This is a genomic window from Bradyrhizobium sp. USDA 241 (assembly GCF_049739505.1).
In the GTDB taxonomy this organism is placed as follows: domain Bacteria; phylum Pseudomonadota; class Alphaproteobacteria; order Rhizobiales; family Xanthobacteraceae; genus Bradyrhizobium; species Bradyrhizobium liaoningense.
Genome location: NZ_JBMGPZ010000005.1, coordinates 1261491 through 1278986 on the forward strand (window position 1 = coordinate 1261491; position 17496 = coordinate 1278986).

At 64.1% G+C, this 17496-nt stretch carries 16 protein-coding genes and 2 pseudogenes; 9 read left to right on the forward strand and 9 right to left on the reverse strand.

Annotated elements, in window-relative coordinates; genetic code table 11:
- Positions 1 to 16: 16 nt before the first annotated feature.
- Positions 17 to 259 carry a hypothetical protein gene (locus ABIF91_RS27810; protein ID WP_028181637.1) on the reverse strand — a complete coding sequence of 81 codons (243 nt, stop codon included), beginning with the start codon at positions 257 to 259 and terminating at the stop codon, positions 17 to 19.
- A gap of 96 nt (positions 260 to 355) precedes the next feature.
- Positions 356 to 565 carry a cold-shock protein gene (locus ABIF91_RS27815; RefSeq protein WP_028181638.1) on the reverse strand — a complete coding sequence of 70 codons (210 nt, stop codon included), beginning with the start codon at positions 563 to 565 and terminating at the stop codon, positions 356 to 358.
- A gap of 440 nt (positions 566 to 1005) precedes the next feature.
- Between ABIF91_RS27815 and rpsU the strand changes: the two genes are divergently transcribed.
- On the forward strand, positions 1006 to 1281 hold the full coding sequence (gene rpsU, locus ABIF91_RS27820; protein ID WP_028181639.1) for a 30S ribosomal protein S21: 276 nt from the start codon (positions 1006 to 1008) through the stop codon (positions 1279 to 1281).
- Positions 1282 to 1369: 88 nt separating this feature from the next.
- Here the strand turns inward: rpsU and ABIF91_RS27825 are convergent, their stop codons facing one another.
- The 3 genes from ABIF91_RS27825 to ABIF91_RS27835 form a co-directional block, all read right to left on the reverse strand.
- Complete coding sequence (locus ABIF91_RS27825; RefSeq protein WP_028181640.1) at positions 1370 to 1648, reverse strand: DUF1488 domain-containing protein; 279 nt, start codon at positions 1646 to 1648, stop codon at positions 1370 to 1372.
- Between the two features lie 123 nt (positions 1649 to 1771).
- Positions 1772 to 2068 carry a hypothetical protein gene (locus tag ABIF91_RS27830; RefSeq protein WP_028181641.1) on the reverse strand — a complete coding sequence of 99 codons (297 nt, stop codon included), beginning with the start codon at positions 2066 to 2068 and terminating at the stop codon, positions 1772 to 1774.
- A complete protein-coding gene (locus ABIF91_RS27835) occupies positions 2061 to 2327 on the reverse strand; it encodes a hypothetical protein (RefSeq protein ID WP_028181642.1) in 267 nt (88 codons plus the stop codon). Before ABIF91_RS27835 ends, ABIF91_RS27830 begins: the two co-directional genes overlap by 8 nt.
- 362 nt (positions 2328 to 2689) lie before the next feature.
- On the opposite strand from ABIF91_RS27835, the gene ABIF91_RS27840 reads away from it, so the two are divergent.
- Together ABIF91_RS27840 and ABIF91_RS27845 are read left to right on the forward strand one after the other, a co-directional pair.
- Positions 2690 to 3016, forward strand: coding sequence for a hypothetical protein (locus ABIF91_RS27840; RefSeq protein WP_063709774.1), 327 nt, complete (start codon positions 2690 to 2692; stop codon positions 3014 to 3016).
- 416 nt (positions 3017 to 3432) lie between these two features.
- Entirely contained in the window at positions 3433 to 4365 is a 933-nt protein-coding gene (locus ABIF91_RS27845; protein WP_035675642.1) for a helix-turn-helix domain-containing protein, read from the forward strand.
- 9 nt (positions 4366 to 4374) lie between these two features.
- Here the strand turns inward: ABIF91_RS27845 and ABIF91_RS27850 are convergent, their stop codons facing one another.
- Both ABIF91_RS27850 and ABIF91_RS27855 read right to left on the reverse strand, forming a co-directional pair.
- Positions 4375 to 5292, reverse strand: a complete 918-nt coding sequence (locus ABIF91_RS27850; protein ID WP_028181644.1) for a catalase — start codon at positions 5290 to 5292, stop codon at positions 4375 to 4377.
- Between the two features lie 273 nt (positions 5293 to 5565).
- Positions 5566 to 6528 carry an AraC family transcriptional regulator gene (locus tag ABIF91_RS27855; protein WP_028181645.1) on the reverse strand — a complete coding sequence of 321 codons (963 nt, stop codon included), beginning with the start codon at positions 6526 to 6528 and terminating at the stop codon, positions 5566 to 5568.
- A gap of 212 nt (positions 6529 to 6740) precedes the next feature.
- Between ABIF91_RS27855 and ABIF91_RS27860 the strand changes: the two genes are divergently transcribed.
- The 4 genes and pseudogenes from ABIF91_RS27860 (at position 6741) to ABIF91_RS27875 (ending at position 9763) form a co-directional block, all read left to right on the forward strand.
- The gene (locus tag ABIF91_RS27860; protein ID WP_028182442.1) at positions 6741 to 7511 is read left to right on the forward strand and encodes an alpha/beta fold hydrolase; all 771 of its coding nucleotides are present in this window, start codon (positions 6741 to 6743) and stop codon (positions 7509 to 7511) included.
- Positions 7512 to 7692: 181 nt separating this feature from the next.
- Positions 7693 to 8570: pseudogene (locus ABIF91_RS27865) on the forward strand (alpha/beta fold hydrolase).
- A gap of 64 nt (positions 8571 to 8634) precedes the next feature.
- Positions 8635 to 9129, forward strand: a complete 495-nt coding sequence (locus ABIF91_RS27870; protein ID WP_028181672.1) for a DUF302 domain-containing protein — start codon at positions 8635 to 8637, stop codon at positions 9127 to 9129.
- A gap of 106 nt (positions 9130 to 9235) precedes the next feature.
- Entirely contained in the window at positions 9236 to 9763 is a 528-nt protein-coding gene (locus tag ABIF91_RS27875) for a hypothetical protein (RefSeq protein WP_028181673.1), read from the forward strand.
- 319 nt (positions 9764 to 10082) lie between these two features.
- Here ABIF91_RS27875 and ABIF91_RS27880 read toward each other — a convergent pair whose 3' ends face one another.
- The gene (locus ABIF91_RS27880) at positions 10083 to 10721 is read right to left on the reverse strand and encodes a TetR/AcrR family transcriptional regulator (protein WP_028181674.1); all 639 of its coding nucleotides are present in this window, start codon (positions 10719 to 10721) and stop codon (positions 10083 to 10085) included.
- Positions 10722 to 10844: 123 nt separating this feature from the next.
- Here ABIF91_RS27880 and ABIF91_RS27885 point away from each other — a divergent pair, with 123 nt between their 5' ends.
- Together ABIF91_RS27885 and ABIF91_RS27890 are read left to right on the forward strand one after the other, a co-directional pair.
- The gene (locus ABIF91_RS27885; protein ID WP_028181675.1) at positions 10845 to 12074 is read left to right on the forward strand and encodes a cytochrome P450; all 1230 of its coding nucleotides are present in this window, start codon (positions 10845 to 10847) and stop codon (positions 12072 to 12074) included.
- Between the two features lie 132 nt (positions 12075 to 12206).
- Positions 12207 to 15833, forward strand: coding sequence for an AsmA family protein (locus ABIF91_RS27890; RefSeq protein WP_028181676.1), 3627 nt, complete (start codon positions 12207 to 12209; stop codon positions 15831 to 15833).
- Between the two features lie 361 nt (positions 15834 to 16194).
- Here the strand turns inward: ABIF91_RS27890 and ABIF91_RS27895 are convergent.
- Positions 16195 to 17479: pseudogene (locus ABIF91_RS27895) on the reverse strand (IS256 family transposase).
- Positions 17480 to 17496 lie beyond the last annotated feature (17 nt).

Genomic DNA, 17496 nt, shown 5'->3' on the forward strand with positions numbered 1-17496 from the left:
GCGGCGTTGAAGTCGACTATCGCGCCGGCTTCCTTGAACGCCTCTTCAGCGTAGGCGCCGGCAAAGCTGTTCGAAGCGCGTCGTCAGCCGCTTCCTTCGCCTCGCGCACCTCTCGAAGCCGCGCCATGTTCTTGCGAACCTCGACGGCTTGTCTTTCGACGTCTGCCATCGCCCGGGCTCCCTCTTCAGCGGCGAGGCGCTTGCGATCGGAACGCGCAATGCTTTCGGGTGACGGCTCTGCCGGTTTCTTGGTGCTCATCGTTCACCCGGATCCGCAACGGCCAAACCCGCTCAATCCCGGGATTGAGCGGGCGAAGCAACCGTTTCAGTACATCCGTGAAACGGCGCCACGATATCAAGCCAGCGAGAGGTTCTCAGCGCTGACTTTGCCTCGCATCTTGTCGGTCTTGATCTCGAAATTGACCTTTTGACCCTCGCCGAGACCAGCAAGACCAGCGCGTTCAACCGCGCTGATGTGAACGAACACATCGTTGCCGCCATCGCTCGGCTGAATGAAACCGAAGCCCTTTTGGCCATTGAACCACTTGACTGTACCTGTCGTCATTCTCTTCTCCAAAGCGCGCAAGCGCATCCCGCGCGACAATCACGCAGCTAACTTCAACTTCGTCGATGTCTTTGGAAAAGGAGCCCGCGGGCGCATTCAACAAGGCACAGCGGCTAAATCGAACGACCTATAATATACACGGCTTTCACGATTTTGCAAGGAGCGCAGCCAGTTTGTTTTCTGGGAGCCAGTTCTTCTGTTCCGATCGAGGCGCTTTGGTGTGTCCGTCGAGCTGCGGGCAGGACGTTATCGATTGACAGCGCTGCGCGACAGTGGTCACGTTGACGCCACCAAGGTGCTCGCCGTGACAGGCAGATCGGCTCGTCCGAAGCCGCGACGATGTCGCCATCACTATCCTCAAAAATTCGCAATGAAGCTCCTGCGCAATGGGCTGCCCTGCAGGACGTGTCGCATTCGCAGCCCGGGCCAGGAGGATCAAATTGCACGTACTCGTCAGAGACAACAACGTTGAGCAGGCACTCCGCGTTCTCAAGAAGAAGATGCAGCGCGAGGGCGTCTTCCGGGAAATGAAGCAGCGCCGTTCCTACGAAAAGCCGTCCGAGAGAAAGACCCGCGAGAAATCCGAGGCCATTCGCCGCGCCCGCAAGCTCGCCCGGAAGCAGGCGATCAGGGAGGGATTGCTGCCCGCGCCACCGAAGAAGAAACCCTTCGAGCGCAAGGCTCCCCTGCCGGAGATCAAAGCAAGGCCGGAGTAGAAGCGATCTTGATTCCGGATATCATGACGGCGCGTCACCGTTGAGGCCGCAGAACGGCCGGGCCTGGCTGTCCCGGCTGCTGTCTTCCTTATGGCCTGAAATCGATGCCTCGAAGCACGATGCCCGGCGGCGTGCCTTCGAACTCTGTGGCGCGATATTTGCTCGCGGCGCATGCTTCGATACGATTGCGTAGACGGGCGAATTGGGCTTCCCGCTGCTCGGGCTTGACTCGCGCGCCGCGCTCGAGATCATCCATCGCGGAGGTCGAGATCGCGCAAGGAATCTCCCGGGCGCCGTCATGCATCGAGAACCGGACGATCATCCGGTCGTATTCGTGGTCGATAAAGCGGCCGCTGGTCAGTGTCATGGCTCACTCCGTTAGATGTTTGCTTTCGGCGAGTTCGCGCCATCCAATCATTGACCGGTACCGCGCGCCCGCTTCCCGGCTCCCGCCGAGCATGCACGTGTCGAGAATGCTGGCGGCCGTCGCTCAGCCCTCTCCGGACAGCCGGGCGAAATCGTCGAACAGCGCCGAGACGAGCGCGCGATGGCGCGTGTCCTCAGTCGGCAAGCTCGCAGCATAGAGGTTGAGCAGATGGCGCGCCTTCACAGCGGCCTCCGGCCAGGACGCAGCGGGAACCGTCATCATGCGATGTTCGAGATCGGCCTCGCGCTCGCGCAGCTCTCTGACATGGGCCTCGACATCAGCCAGCGCGCGGCGCAGGTCGGTGGCCTTTTGCGCGGCCATGCCACGGCGCTTGTCGAGATCGACCGGCTGGTCAGTCATTGGCGATGCTCGCGTCTGCAGCTTGAGCATTCGCAAGATCGACAGAGCCGATCGAGAGCATCTCCATGGCACCGCCCCCACCTTCGGCGGGCACGGTGATCATCGTGGCGACCCGGCGATAGGCGGCGAAGGTCAGGCCTTCGATCGTCTCCTCGTCCGTGACGACCTCATAGGCGCCGGCCGGCAGAATGCGCTCGATGCCGCGGATGTGGAACGGATGCCTGAAGGTGACGGTCTCTCGCCGCGAGCGGATGGTCATGCGCACGCCTGCCTTTCGCAAGTGAAGCCCCAACCGGTGCCGCTGACGCGAGCATGCGCCTTTGGCGCGGCAATAGCCAGCATTATCGTTTCCGTACGAACGGTAATGTCGCGGTGCGACGGCAAGAGGCACTTAACGCTCGCTATTGTTTCGGCGCGGGCGTAGGATTGTTGTCGTCACCGCGCTTCTCGATGGCTTCGGCCGGTGACCGAGGGCACGTATGCTCCCGCCGAAGGCTTCGCAGGAGCGTTCGATGTCGCGTGTTCGAATATCGGAATGGATCGTGCCATCGATGATCGTTCCGCTTTTTCCTCTGCTTCTCGTGTGTGCAGCCGCGGTCCTCAATGGCTAGGACAACACGCGTGCCGTATCTGGTCAGCGGAACCAACGAATACGGCAGTTCCAATCTCGGCCGCGGGACTGCGGCGGTCGCGCTACGCCTCGCGGAAAAACTGCTTCGGGAGGGCTACATGGACGTCAGGGTCTGCACCCCGCGCGGCCGGATCCTGCAGCCGAACGAATTCGATGAACTTAAACCAGCAAAGGAGAGCGACATGGCAAAGGGCCAGCAACGCGGCAACCGCGAAGCCAAGAAGCCGAAGAAGGACAAGGCCAAGGTGATCGCCGCGGCCCCGTCCCGCAAGGATGTCGCATGGCAGCCGGATTTCGGACCTGCGAAGAAGAAGTAGCGAGGAGCTGCATTTGAGGCGCGACAAACCTTTCGCGCGGCGCTTGAAGGCACAGGTTCTGATGCGACGCCGATCCCGTCCGACGCCGCAACCGTAATCGCGCAAGAAGCTGTCGGCCGGCATCGTGCCAGGATTGATCAGCCGGTGACGGATGCTCCAAGCAGGTGCGCGCTTTCACAAATGCACGATGGGCGGACGACGAGTTGTCGAGGCATTGAACGGAGATCGCGCGAGAGGCCTCAAAATCCGTTGAAATCTCTTGTGAAAATGTCCTGTGAACGATAGCTGCCGCGAGGAGTCACGCGGCTGGCGTTCCAACGCGCAAATCTGGACCGTCGGTTGCCGATGTCGGATAATTGCGTGGGTCTGGTGTGGCGCCTCCGCTTCCCAGGCTCCTCACATATGAGACACTCTCCATGGCACAGGCGGGCGCCCTCGCGCAGAAGTTCGAACGGTTCTTGCATTTGAAGGATGCGCCGCCAACGCTGGTCACGCGTTCGCTGCGCAGCGCCGAGCTCGCCGTCACCGAGACACGGGATGACCATCCGATTCCGCGTCTCTCCGAGTCGATGCCCTCGGAGGACGCCTATCTCGTCAGCCTCAAATTCCGCGATTTCGCTGATTGCGAATGCTGGGAGCGCGGCCGATCCGTGATCAAGCGCGATATCCGCGCCGGCGCCACATATCTGTACGACCTGAAACGCGATCCGCGCTACGTGATCGACAAGCCCTTCCATTCTCTGTTCTTCCATCTGCCCCGTTCGGCATTGGACGACATGGCGAGGCAAAGCGGCGCGCCGCGGATCGGTGAGCTCGCCTATCAGCCCGGCGTCGGCCACGACGATATGACGATCCGTCATCTCGGCGCGTCGTTCCTGGCGGCGTTGCGGCAGCCTGAAGAGGCCAACCAGCTCTTCATCGACCACATGATGCTCGCGTTCACCGCACATGTCGCGACGACCTATGGCGGATTGCGGCGCGCCGCCGAGCCGGCGCGCGGCGGCCTTGCTCCCTGGCAGGTGAAGCGGGCTTGCGAAAGGCTGGAGTCCGATCTCCGCGGAAAGCTTTCGCTGGAGAAGATCGCAGCCGAGTTCGATCTCTCGGTCAGTCATTTTTCGCGCGCATTTCGCGTCTCGACCGGCCTGCCGCCGCACCAATGGCTGCTGCGCCAGCGCGTGGACACGGCCAAGCAATTGATGACGGTGCGCGACCTGTCGCTGGCGGAGATCGCGATATCGGCCGGGTTCGCCAATCAAAGCCACTTCACCCGGGTGTTTTCCTCGGTGGTCGGCATCAGCCCGGGAATGTGGCGCCGTGAGGCGCAGGGCGTGCCGGACGGCGAAACGTGATCCCTCCGTTCAGCGGCGTTCGGTCTGGGAGATGGCATAGGCGTCACGCCGCGCCGCAAATATCTCGTCCGGCGGATGGCCAATGCCTTCGGCAAGATTGGCTGGACTGAACACGGACGCATCGCACGTTTCGTTTGATTCAGTGCCCGTTATCACGATCGTTCCGAGGCGCACCGCTTCGCGTCCATCCTCGTCGGGCCAACGGATGGTCACGTCCATGACGGGATCGCCGGGACGGTCCAGCAGCGCCATCACGCTGAACCTGACATCGCGCGCCGCGATGCGGGAGTCGAGATCGCGCAGCAAGCCGGTCGACTTGGCCGCATCCGCGGCCGGTCTGCGTTCGTCGCCGACCGGCGCGACCTTGAACTTGATGAACCGTGTCTCACCCTTCGCGTTCGTTGCGGGAAAGGCGTGCACGCCCCAATAGGTCGTGCAGGCGAGGCTTGCCGGCGGCGGATTCGTGGCAAGGTAGCTTGCCTGACGCAGCGTCTCCGGATTGGCGGCGGAGAATGCCTCGACTCGGGCCATGTCCGGCTTGCCGTCCGGTCCCGGCATGTGTGCTTGCAGGAAGGCCAGCATCTGGTCGAGCGTTCTGGCGAAATGAACCGGGACGCTCTGGGTGACGATATCGGAGAGCTGATTGCCGCTGCCGAGCCGGAAGCTGAAGCCGCGCAGCGAGCGACGGTCCGTATCGATCGCATTCGCGGAGACGCCGTCCGCCGAGAAACGCGCCAGCACCCGGGAGGGCATGGTGAAGCTGCGGGACTTGGTGATCTCCTTGGCCTGATCCGAGGGGGCATAGGTGCCGCGAACGCATCGGCCCCAGCAAAAGCTCGCGCGCACCTTGGGCTGAAGACCGGCAACCGCCCTCAGGGCATCGACAACGGACATCGGTGTGGCTGCGCCGTTCGGGAGCTGAGTCAGAACGGAACCTTTGGATTCGAGCGATGGGCTTGTTTGTGGCGCAGGGTGCGCCGAAAAATCTTTCCCAAAGCGGACATGCCTTGTCCGATCCTGCGACGAATCTCGCAACTCGCTGGCTCGGGACCAGCCGCTCGCTCGAGACACGACTAGGGCATGTCCTCAACAAGCGATGGCCGCCTGATGTTCGGTCTGCCGCCTACGCCGAAGAGCGAATGGTCTCGCAGGTCGCAGATGGGCCAGTAGCGCGACCTGCCGTAGATGTTCGCTACAAACCTAATCGGCGACCGCTGCTTCCTGAAAGTCCCCTTGCCGTTCGCCGGTGTCAGAGCGACGGGATATTCGGTACCGGCCAGGCGATACGCCGTGATGTCGATGGAATAACTTCGAGAACGCCGCCGCTGTCTCGTAACCAACTCTGCTGGCAATTCGCGCGATGGGCTCATCGCTGGCTTCCAGCAGGAACGCCGCTTCCGCCATGCGGCGTTCGACCATATAACGGTGCATGGACTGGCCGACGAGCTTGGTAAAGCGCGCCGAAAACGCCGAGCGGCCGAGCCCCACGCGGTGGCCAAGGTCGCTCAGGGTCCAGGGCTTCTCCGGGTTTTCGTGGATCAACTTGAGTGCCGGTCCGATATGTGGGGCAGATATGGCACCGAGCCAGCCGCCTTGTCCGGGACTAAGAGACGCGATCCAATTTCGGAGCACCTCGACAAAGAGCACTTCCGTCAGTCGTGAGAGCGCGACGCGTTGACCGGGACGCTCAAGCGCGGACTCGCTGACCATGCGGCGCAGGATCGCTTCAAGCCAACCTCCGTCTGCCGTCGGCTTCAGCAGGAGCACGGGCGGCAGTAGCTCCAGCACACTGCCAAACAGCGGCCGTGACACTACGAAATTGCCGCAGATCATCGTCGAGCGTGGCTTTGCTCGGCTGCCGTGACGGATGACGCCAAACCGCGCCGACGCTCGATCGATATCTATGATCCGCAGAGGCTTGGCCCGGCGATCCGAATAAAAGACATGGGGCTCGCCGCGTGTGATGACGACAAAATCGCCCTCGCTCATCTGGATTTCCGGACCCTGGCCGAGCGCCAGGGTCGCAGAGCCCTCGCTGAGATAGTGAAACAGGGCGTAGGGGCGCGCCGGCAACTCAAGATGCCAGGGATGGCCGAACTCGAAGTGAAAGAGCAGCGTGCCGCCGAGGCGAACACGATCGAGCACTTGGGCGAGGATGTCCATGTCGCCAAAGCTAGACCAGTGGACGATCCGACACAACATCCGGACGATTGATCTCTATCGTCCGGACTGTCCGCGAACTAGGTCATGCCACGGGCCGACGTCACGTACGGCAACCATCTTGCCGATGGCAGATGCAAGAACCGCGACCTTGCTGGAAACGCCTGTCCATTCCGCCGGACCGAGTTCGTCCGACATGCCAACAGGAATTATCAATGCGAAATATCCTCCTCTCAGTCGCCACCGTCCTTCTGGCCGGAACGGCCTTGGCTGGCTCCGTCCATTCCGCAGAACTCCCGAAGGGAGCAGCCCACAACATCGTGCTCGTGCACGGCGCTTTCGTGGACCAGACGAGCTGGCAGCCCGTTGCCAATATTCTCACGAAGAAGGGCTACAACGTTACGCTCGTGGAAAATCCGCTCACTTCGCTCGCCGCCGACGTCGATGCCACCAAACAGGCGCTCGCGAAGCAGGACGGCAGGACCGTATTGGTCGGCCACTCCTGGGGCGGCGTAGTGATCACGCAGGCCGGCAACGATCCCAAGGTTTCGGCGCTGGTCTATGTTTCGGCCTTCGCGCCAGAGGTCGGTGAATCCCTGGCGTCGCTGGCAAAGGCCGGTCCGCCGACCGAAGGCGTCAAGGCGATCCATCCCGACGCAAAGGGCAATTTGTACATCGATCCCAAGGTGTTTCCGTCAGCCGTCGCGGCTGACCTCCCTCCGGAAATCGCTGAGCACCTCGCCAACTCGCAGCTTCCGTTGAATCACGTTGCGTTCGAAGCCCCCGTCGACATTGCGGCCTGGCATGACAAGCCGACGTTCTATGTCATCAGCACGAAGGACAAAGTCCTCGCGCCGGAGGCGCAGAAGTCGTTCGCAGCCAGGATCAAGGCTCAGACGACGGAAGTCGCCGGTAGCCATGCCTCGCTCGTCGTCCATGCGAAGCAAGTCGCTGAGGCAATCGAAAAGGCCGCACTCGCGAAGTAACGGTACCGCTCCCGGTCCTTTCGCGCCGGGAGCGGGCCCGCTCGCTCAGAGAATGCAGAACGCGGACCGCGATGGCGAACCAGACAAAGCCGCGGAAGGGCCAGCGACATCCAAGGTCTCGATCGCGCGGCCAGGCCAAATCCCCACTCGACTATTTTATGCCAAACATCCGGAGGATGACATGACTCAACTCGACATCGCGAGCCACGACGCGGCCACGCTCGAAACGGCACCGACCCGTTACGTCGAAGGCCACGGAATCCGCTTCGCGCCTATCGTCGCCTCGGCCCCGCGACCGGAACGCCGCTAGTTCTCCTGCAGCACTTCTCCGGCAACATTGATGCGTGGGATCCCGCCGTCGTCAACGGTCTTGCCGCCGATCGCCCCGTCATCGCATTCGACAATGCTGGGGTCGGTCGCTCGACCGGCCAAACGCCTGACAATATCGCTGCGATGGCGAGGGATGCATTCGCCTTCATCAATCTCCTCGGCCTTTCTGAGGTCGACCTGCTGGGCTTTTCTCTCGGCGGCTGCGTTGCCCAACAGATCGCAGCTGAGCACGAAAGGCTGGTCCGGAAACTCATCCTCGTCGGCACCGCGCCAAGAGGCGGAGAGGAACACCTGTTGGCGGTTCTGCAGGAGGCGTTTTCCCAAACCGATGCGCCGGACCCCCGTCTGCCGCTGTTCTTCACGAAGTCGTCCGCCAGCCGGTCGTCAGGCTTGGCCTTCCTGAAGCGGACGAAGTTGCGCAAGGACGATCGGGACACCGATAACGGCAACGCGGTTACCGATCCGCAGGCCAAGGCTCTGATCACCTGGTGCGCCACACCTGATCCCGAGCACGCCATTCTACGCGCCATCCGCCAGCCCGCTCTTGTGGTCAGCGGCAGCCACGACACCATGCTGCCCGCGAACAACGCCTACGCAATGTTCAAGGAACTCGGCAACGCCCAGTTGGTCCTCTATCCCGATTCAGGGCACGGTGCCCTGTTTCAGTATCCCGACATGTTCGTCAGCCACGTCAGGACCTTCCTGGAAGCACATCCCGCGGCTGCATGATCTTGCCGCGTTCCGACGCACCATCGGACGCACCCTATCAATGATAGTTGTCACGGAGGACAAAATCACAATCGCTAAAGTCGAGGTGGAACGTTTCAGCCTCACGAGCGCAAAGCCATTCGAGGCTGTTGTCGCCACCCTCAAGTCCGCGATCGGTCAACCTGACATGGTCAACTTTTTCAAAGAGACGAGGGCGACAAACTCCTTCCCGGATCTGGAGCGCGTCGTACAACGCGGCCTCGGCCGAACGGACCTTATGCTCTTCGCGGAATTCGACTTGGGCGACATTCTGCGTCGCGAAACCGGATCCAGGACGCCCAAGATCAAACGGTTCGTGGTAGGCAATCCACTCATCATGAAAGAAATGGTCAAGCACGTGCCCGATGCTGGATCTTATGCTCCAGTCACAGTACTCGTCGATGAGCGTCCCGATGGCGTGCACGTCTCTTATGACAAAATGGAGAGTTATCTACTGCACTATGGCAGCTCGAAAGCACTTGCCGTCGCCCGAGATCTCGATACGAAAATCACAACCTTGCTACGCGAGTGTGCAGGCTAAAACGCTCTGATGAAATCTTCGGCCGATGGAGTGGTAACTCATGTCAATCGCGGAACGAGACAGGCGTTATCATGACGCGAGCCAGACGTCGAAAGGGAATGCCCGCATGTACAAGACACTTGTTGTCACTGTCACTGCCTCGGTTCTTTTCGCCGGGACTGTCGCGTCTGAATCCGCTATCAGGAAAGAGCCGCTGGATGCTGCGACCCTTAGCGCGATCAAATCGAAGTTCGGCAGGCTGATGGAATTGGCTAACAAGCACGATTTCAAGGCTCTCCATGAGATGTTCTGGCAATCGCCCTCCACACTATTGGTAGCTAAGAGCGCGATCCAGTCTGAGGGGAACTGGGCCGGCTTTTGGGGCAACGAGGCGGTTGATCAGAAGCTTCACGATATCGGCAGCTCCGGTCCGGTCGTGCTCGAGCCAGATTATTCCAAGCTCAAGGTTGTCGGCCTGACCCGCGATGTCGCCGAGTCCTACGTGCCGATGAACATCACGGTCTCCTATGCGGGGCAGGACGGAACAGCCAAGCCGTTTCTAATGATTATCAATTGGCTTCGCGTCGAGAAAGATTGGAAGATCGCTTCCGAAATCATTCTGCCGGTGCCGCCCGTACCGGCCGCGAAGGACTAGGCGCAAGGCTTCGACTGTTCGGCGCCGACGCCTCCGGCGGCAGGTCCGCTCGGGGTCAATCGAGTCGGTTCGGCCCGGTCAAAGTGGCGTCCGGTTTACACCTCACGACCGACTTAGAGGTCGGCCGGAATTTGTCGCGACCAGGCCGCTGGCGAAAGTATGCGACGGGTCGAGTGCCGCAAACGACCTGATGAGCCCACGCATCCATCCGGTCGGTCTCCGACTACGGGTCAACCTAACCGACCGCGAGGTCGGAGAGGAATTCCTGTATTCGTATTTTGGATGGCCCGTGGAGCCGGTCGGTCCCGACGAGGCCCGATCAGGGCTCGACGCGGACCACTTCGACGTGGTCCGCCGCCAATCCCGTCCTGCGCCTGAGATCCGTGATCGCGCGCAGGAAACTGTCGGCCGGCGTCGTCTCCGGATCAATCAGCCGGTGCAGGCGAAAGCCGTCTTCCAGCGCGAGCACGACGGAGGCCATCCAGGGCGGGTTCAGATTGTCGTTGCGCCCGTTGCTCTTCAATGTCGCCTCGACGATGTCGGCGACCAGCTTGCGCCGCGCGCGCAGGCGCTTGGCAAGCTCCGGGCGGCGCTTCTCGGCGCGTGCGACGAACAGGATCATCTCCATGTGGAGGAGGGGCGAGCGGCCGAGCGGATCCTGCCGGCTGCGATCCATCGTCTTCAGCGCCGCGATGAAATCGTCGAGATTGTCGTGCTGCGCGAGGATGTCCATGTTGCGCCGGATCGACTGCTCGACATGGTCCTCGAGCATCGCGATGATCAATTCGTCCTTGCTCTTGAAGTTCGAATAGAACGCGCCGCGGGTAAAGCCCGCCGCCGCCGCGATCGCCTCGATGCTGGCGCCGCCGATGCCGTCCTGTTCGAACACGCGCGCGGCCGCCTCGAACAGCTTGTCGCGCGTGTCGTCCCTGGTCGGTCTCGTTCTCACCCTTGACATCGGCACAGGTTAGGGCAGACTGCAATTCGATACAACAATGTATCGAGTTTCAGGGATGGTTACGCTGCGCATGAGGGACTGCCCGGCGTATTCGATTCATGCGGCAACCGGACTGAGGTCACCATGAACGAGCATGTGCAAGGCGCCGGAGGCGGACCGCTGTTCAACCCGCTCTCGCCGGACTTCATCCGCGATCCCTATCCGCACTACGACCGGCTGCGCACCCTCGATCCCATCCATGTGACGCCGTTCGGCCAGTTCGTCACCAGCCGCCATGCCGACGTCAGCCTCGTGATGCGCGACAAGCGTTTCGGCAAGGATTTCGTCGAGCGCACCACGCGCCGCTACGGCCCCGAGATCATGAACGAGCCGGTGTTTCGCAGCATGAGCTACTGGATGCTGCAGGCCGATCCTCCGGACCACACCCGGCTGCGCGGCCTCGTGGTGAAGGCCTTCACTGCCCGCCGGGTCGAGGACATGCGGCCGCGGATTCAGCAGATTGTCGATGAGGCCATCGACGCCGTGATCGAACGCGGCCACATGGACCTGATCGAGGATTTCGCCTTCCGCCTGCCCGTCACCATCATCTGCGACATGCTCGGCATCCCCGAGGAGCACCGCGAAGTCTTCTACAAGAGCTCGCGCGACGGCGGGCGGCTGCTCGATCCCGTGCCCTTGTCTGCGGAGGAGATCAAACAGGGCAACGCCGGCAACCTGATGGCGCAGATGTATTTCCAGCAATTGTTCGAGCTGCGCCGCCGCACTCCCGGGGATGATCTCATCACCCAGCTCGTGCAGGCCGAGGAGGACGGCAACAAGCTCACCAACGAGGAACTGACCGCCAACATCATCCTCTTGTTCGGCGCAGGCCACGAGACCACCGTCAACCTGATCGGCAACGGCTTGCTCGCGCTCCACCGCAATCCGGATCAGCTCGCGCTGCTCAAGGTGCGGCCGGAGCTGATGGAGGGCGCGATCGAGGAATTCCTGCGCTACGATTCTTCGGTGCAGATGACCGGGCGCGTCGCGCTGGAGGATGTCGACCTCGGCGGCGCGAAGATTCCGAAGGGCGAGACCGTGCTGTGCCTGCTCGGCTCGGCCAACCGGGATCCCGCGGTCTATCCCGATCGGCCCGACCGGCTGGACGTCACCCGCCAGAACGTGAAGCCGCTGTCGTTCGGCGGCGGCATCCATTTCTGCCTGGGTGCCCAGCTGGCGCGCATCGAGGCCGGGATCGCCATCGCCACGCTGCTGCGGCGGCTGCCCGATTTGCGCATCGCCGACGTCGAAAACCCGGAATGGCGGCCGACCTTCGTGCTGCGTGGCCTGAAGCGGTTGCCGGCGAGCTGGTGAGGCCTGCCGGCGTTAACCTCCGCGCGCAACAGTCGCTGTGACTTCGCCACACTTCCCTCTATATAAGGGGCTGTTCCGGCGCGCCTGAGGCCCTCAGGTTCGGCCCGGGCCGGTTTGGCCGAGGGGAGACCCGTGCAGACGACGCTGCTCGGATTGGCGATTGCCTTCATCATTGCGCTGCTGGCCGCGCTCATCGGGCCTTACTACGTCGACTGGAACCAGTTCAGGCCCCAGTTCGAGGCGGAGGCCGGCAAGATCATCGGCGTGCCGGTGCGGGTCGCGGGCGAGCTCGACGCGCGGCTGCTGCCGGCGCCGACGCTGCGGCTGCGCGGCGTCACCTTTGGCGGCAACAACGATCTCGGCCGCCTGCGTGCCGACAAGCTCGACGTCGAGTTCAGCCTGGGCTCCCTGATGCGCGGCGAGTGGCGCGCCACCGAGCTTTCGGTGGGCGGCATGGCGGTCGATCTCGGCCTGGATGCGCGCGGGCGGGTCGATCTGCCGTCGAGCGCGAGCGGCACCTTCAACCTGGCATCCCTCGCCATCGAGCGCCTGAATCTCACCGGCCGCATCGCCCTGCATGACGCTGCCAGCCGCTCGACGCTCGAATTGAACGACATCGCCTTCTCCGGCGACGTGCGCTCGCTCGCGGGCTCGGTGCGGGGCGACGGCAGTTTCAGCGCCGCGGGGGTGCGCTACCCGTTTCGCGTCTCCTCCGGCCCCAGCGCGGACGGCAGCGCCACCCGTCTGCACCTCAACATCGATCCCGGCGAGCGCGCCATCCTCGCCGATCTCGAAGGCGTGCTCGCCTTCGACAATCGCCAGCCGAAATTCGACGGCGCGCTGACGCTCGCCGTGCCCGCGACCAAGAAGGCGGGAGAGGCGGGGCCGACGCCCTGGAAGCTCGCGACCAGGCTCAAGTTCGATCCGGCCGGCGCGAAATTCGAGCAGATCGACGCCAGCTTCGGCACGGAAGACACCGCGCTGAAGCTCGGCGGCGTCGGTGATCTCAAGTTCGGCGCCTCGCCGCTGCTCCGCGCGGTGCTGTCGGCGCGGCAGGTCGATGCCGACAGGCTGACGGCCAGGGACGATGCCGATCCGCAGCGCGTCCTGCCGGCGCTGCGAGCGGGCCTTGCGGCGATCCCGCAGACGCCGATCCCGGCACAGATCGAATTCAATGCCGATCAGATCATGCTCGGCGGCCGTCCGCTTCAGAACATTGCGGCCGAACTTCGGACCGACGGCAGGTCATGGACCTTCCAGCGGCTCGAATTGCGTGCGCCCGGCACGACGCAGCTTTCGCTCAACGGCGCGACCCCCGGCGCGGACAGCTTCAGCGGCCGTCTGCGCATCGAATCGTCCGATCCGGACACGCTGGTGGCCTGGCTTCAGGGCCGCAGCGAGGTCAATCGGCGCAGCACGCGGCCGCTGCGCCTCGCCGGTGACGTGACCATCGCCGCCAATCACCTCGCCATCGACAGGCTGAAGGCCGACATCGACGGCGGCGCGGTGGAGGGCCGCATCGCCTTCGTGCAGACCGGCGCGAGCAAGGGCTCGCGCATCGACGCGGAGCTCAAGGCCGACCGGCTCGACCTCGATGCCGCCGCGAGTTTTGTCCGCGCGCTCGCGGGGCCGCAGGGCGAGTGGCCGGAAGAGGCGAAGCTCTCGCTGGATATCGGCCGCGCGATCTCCGCCGGGCAGGAGCTGCGGCCGTTCGCAGCCAGGCTCGCCTACAGCCCCGCATCGCTGTCGCTGGAGCAGTTGCGCTTCGGCCAGGCCAGCGGCCTCACCACGGAGGCGAGCGGGAGCTTCGACCGCACCAAAGCCACCGGCAAGCTCGCGGTGAAATCCTCGGCCAATTCGCTGCGCGAGCTCACCGCGCTGATCGAGCCGTTTGCGCCCGCGGTGCGCGCGCGCTTCGATGCCCTGCCGTCATCGCCCGGCGCGACCCGTCTCAAGCTCGATCTCAGTCTCGACAGGAACACCGAGCATGCCGATCGCAGCAATGCCCGGATCGTGCTCGACCTCGACGCGCCGCAGCTCAAGGCGACCGCGACACTGGCGGCGCAGACGCCGGCGGCCGCCATCGGAGGGATCGACCTCGAAAGGTTGCGCAACAGCGACTTCACACTGGACACCAAGGGCTCGGCATCGCAGGCCGGCGCGCTGCTGGCGCTGCTCGGGCTCGATCGCGTCGTGGCCGCGGGCGAGGGCGCCTCGCAATTCGAAGGCCGCTTGAGCGGCGCCTGGCGCCGACCGCTGCAATTGAACGCGAAGCTCAGCGGCGGCGGGCTCGATGCGGATGCGCAAGGCAGCGTCGAATTGTCGGAGCCGAAGGCGAGCGTGAACCTGCGCGCGCGCAACGTCAATCTGGCGCCGCTGCTCGGCACCGGCGCGGCCGACAAATCGGCGCAGAATGTCAGCCTGTCTTCCCGCCTCACGCTGTCAGGCAATCGCCTGACCTTCGACGATCTCGACGGCAATGCAGCAGGCTCGCATCTGCGCGGGCATCTTTCGATGACGCTCGATCAGGAGAAGAGCGTCGACGGCGAGGTCGGCCTCGACTCGCTCGATCTTGCGCCGGCGCTCGCAATCGCGATCGGCGCGGGCGGACATGAGTCCGGCGAGCCGTTCAGTCCGGGGCTCGTCGGCGGCTGGCGCGGCCGCATCGCCTTCCAGGCCTTGCGCGGAACGTTGCCGGGCGGCATCGAGCTGCGCCCCTTCGGCGGCACGATCCGGAGCGACGGGCAGTCGCTCGCGTTCGATGCGCTCAAGGGCGGCGTCGGCGGCGGCGAGATGTCAGGGAGCCTCGACGCGCGCAACGGCGCGAATGGTCTTGCGCTGAACGCGCGCATCGAGCTCGGCAATGTCGATGCGGCGACGCTGCGCTATCGCGACCTCGCGCTGTCCAAGGGGCGCGCCTCGGTGCAGATGGCGCTGACCAGCCAGGGCCGCAGCGTCGCGGCTTTGACCGGCGCGCTCGCCGGCAACGGCACGGTGACGCTCGAGTCCGCGGAAATCAGCGGCCTCAATCCGCGTGCGTTCGAGATCGCGATCCGCGCCAGTGACGGCGGCCAGGTTGCCGACGACAACCGTCTGCGGCAGCTCGTCGAGCCCGCGCTATCGGCCGCTCCCATTACGATCGCCTCGGCACAGATCCCGTTCACGATCCGCGACGGCCGGCTGCGCGTCGGCGCGACGTCGCTGGAGGCCAAGAACGCCCGCGCCATCGTTTCCGGCGGCTACGACATTCCCGCCGACCAGGCCGACATCCGCGCCAGCCTGACGCCGATCATGACCGGCCTCTCCGGCGCCCCGCCGGAGATCCAGCTGTTCGCGGCAGGGCCCCCCGACAAGCTGAGCCGCACCATCGACCTCACGCCGCTGTCGTCATGGCTGGCGGTGCGCACGATCGATCGCGAGACGCGTCGGCTCGATGCCATCGAACGCGGCGAGCCGCCGCCGGCCACCGCTGCGCTGCCGACGCTGGTGTCTCCGGATGCAGCGCCTGAGCAGGCGCCGGCCCATGTGCCCCTGCCGGGTCAGGACCCGCGCCGCATGCCGGCAAGGCCCAAGGTGGAATCGAGGCCCGCGCCGACGCCGCGGGCGCCGCAGGCGGCTCCCGCCGCGCCCAGCCCGCCGCTCGCCAGCCAGCAGGCCGCACCGCTGCCGCCGCCGATCGAGGTGAAGCCGGCTCCGGGCCCGCCGCCCGCCAAGCCCAGGCCGAAGCCGCCGCTGGTGCTGACGCCGCAAAATCCGTAGCGCGCTTTTGGTTTGCCCGGACCGAGCCGCGGGCTCGCTCACCTCTCCGCGCTTGCGGGAGAGGTCGCGCCGAAGGCGCGGGTGAGGGCTTTCTCCTCCAGGGGAAAGTCCCATTGCGGAGACACCCTCTCCCCGACCCTCTCCCGCAAGTGGGAGAGGGAGCGCACCTCCCGCGCAGCACCTTGTTCTTCCGCTAACGCGTCCCCTCGCATTTGAACGAATTTTCGTCGGCAAAACTGATTTGCCGATTTTACTGAATTCTCGCGTTTCATCTCTAGCGTCGGTTCCCAGAGGAATTCGGCGTCGCGCCAAGAGCGGCGGGACGGGAGCTATCGCCAAATTTTGGTGACGGCCGGGCCGGTCAGGCGGCGGCGGTTTTGGGCTCACGGTCAGCCGTGCTTGGCGATGACCTCAATCCCGTCGTTGAATGTCACACCGAGCACGAGTTTTGGCAACTGGTTGTGACCATCGAGTCGACGCCAACTTTTCTGCGCGGCCTCGGCCAGTTTGAAGACCATCGCGAGCGCCGTCCTGTTGGACAGGCAACCCTTCGATCGGATCGTGCGGTGGCGCACGGTGGCGAAGGTGCTTTCAATGGGAGTGGTCGTCCGCAGGTGTTTCCAGTGCTCGGCGGGGAAGTCGTAGAAAGCCAGCAGCGTGTCCCGATCCTTGCCGAGGCAGTCGGCCGCCTTTTCGTATTTGGGTGTGTAGCTCTCGATGAAGGCGTCGAATGCCAGCTCGGCGGTGGCCTTGGACTCCGCCATCCAAATCTCCTGCAGCGCGCGTTTGGCTTTCGGCTGCTGGCTCTTTGGCAGCTTGGCGAGCACGTTGGTGGTCTTGTGCACCCAGCAGCGCTGCTCGCGCGTTGTCGGCCAGACCTCACCGGCGGCCTTCCAGAACCCGAGCGCGCCGTCGGCAATGACGAGCCGCGGCGACACGTCGAGCCCACGCCGCTTCAGATCGAGCAGCAGATCGCGCCAATCGTGCGCGCTCTCGCGGGCGCCATCGGTGAAGCCGACCAGTTCCTTGCGGCCTTCCGGCGTCGCGCCGATCAGCACCAGGATGCACTGCTTCTCGTCCTCGAGGCGAGCTTCGAGATGGATGCCATCGGCCCAGATGTAGACATAGCGCCTGGCCGAAAGATCGCGCTTTTGCCACGCGGCATACTCGTCGAGCCAGCCGTCCTTCAGGCGACCAACGGCGGATGCCGACAACCCGGCAGCATCCTTGCCGAGCAGCGCCGCCAGCGCCTCGGAGAAGTCGCCGGTCGAGATCCCCTTCAAATAGAGGATCGGCAGCAGCGTCTCGATCGACTTCGACCGCCGCATGTAGGGCGGCACGACCGATGGCGAGAACCGGATACGGTCGGGATCGGCGGCGGCGGCCTCGCGATCGCGCACACGCGGCTGGCGGACGGAGACTGGACCGATCCCGGTCATCACCTCGCGCTCCGGCAGGTGACCGTGGCGGACCACACGCTGCTGGCCGTCCTCGGTCTTCACATCGGCATGCTTGCCGAGAAAGTCCGCGACCTCGGCCTCGACCGCCTGCGCCAACAGAGCGCGGGCCCCGTTACGCAAGATTTCGGTGAGTTGGTCGTCGAACACTCCTGGCTGAATCAGCTTGGTGACGTTATCGTTGGACACGGCATATCGCTCCTTCG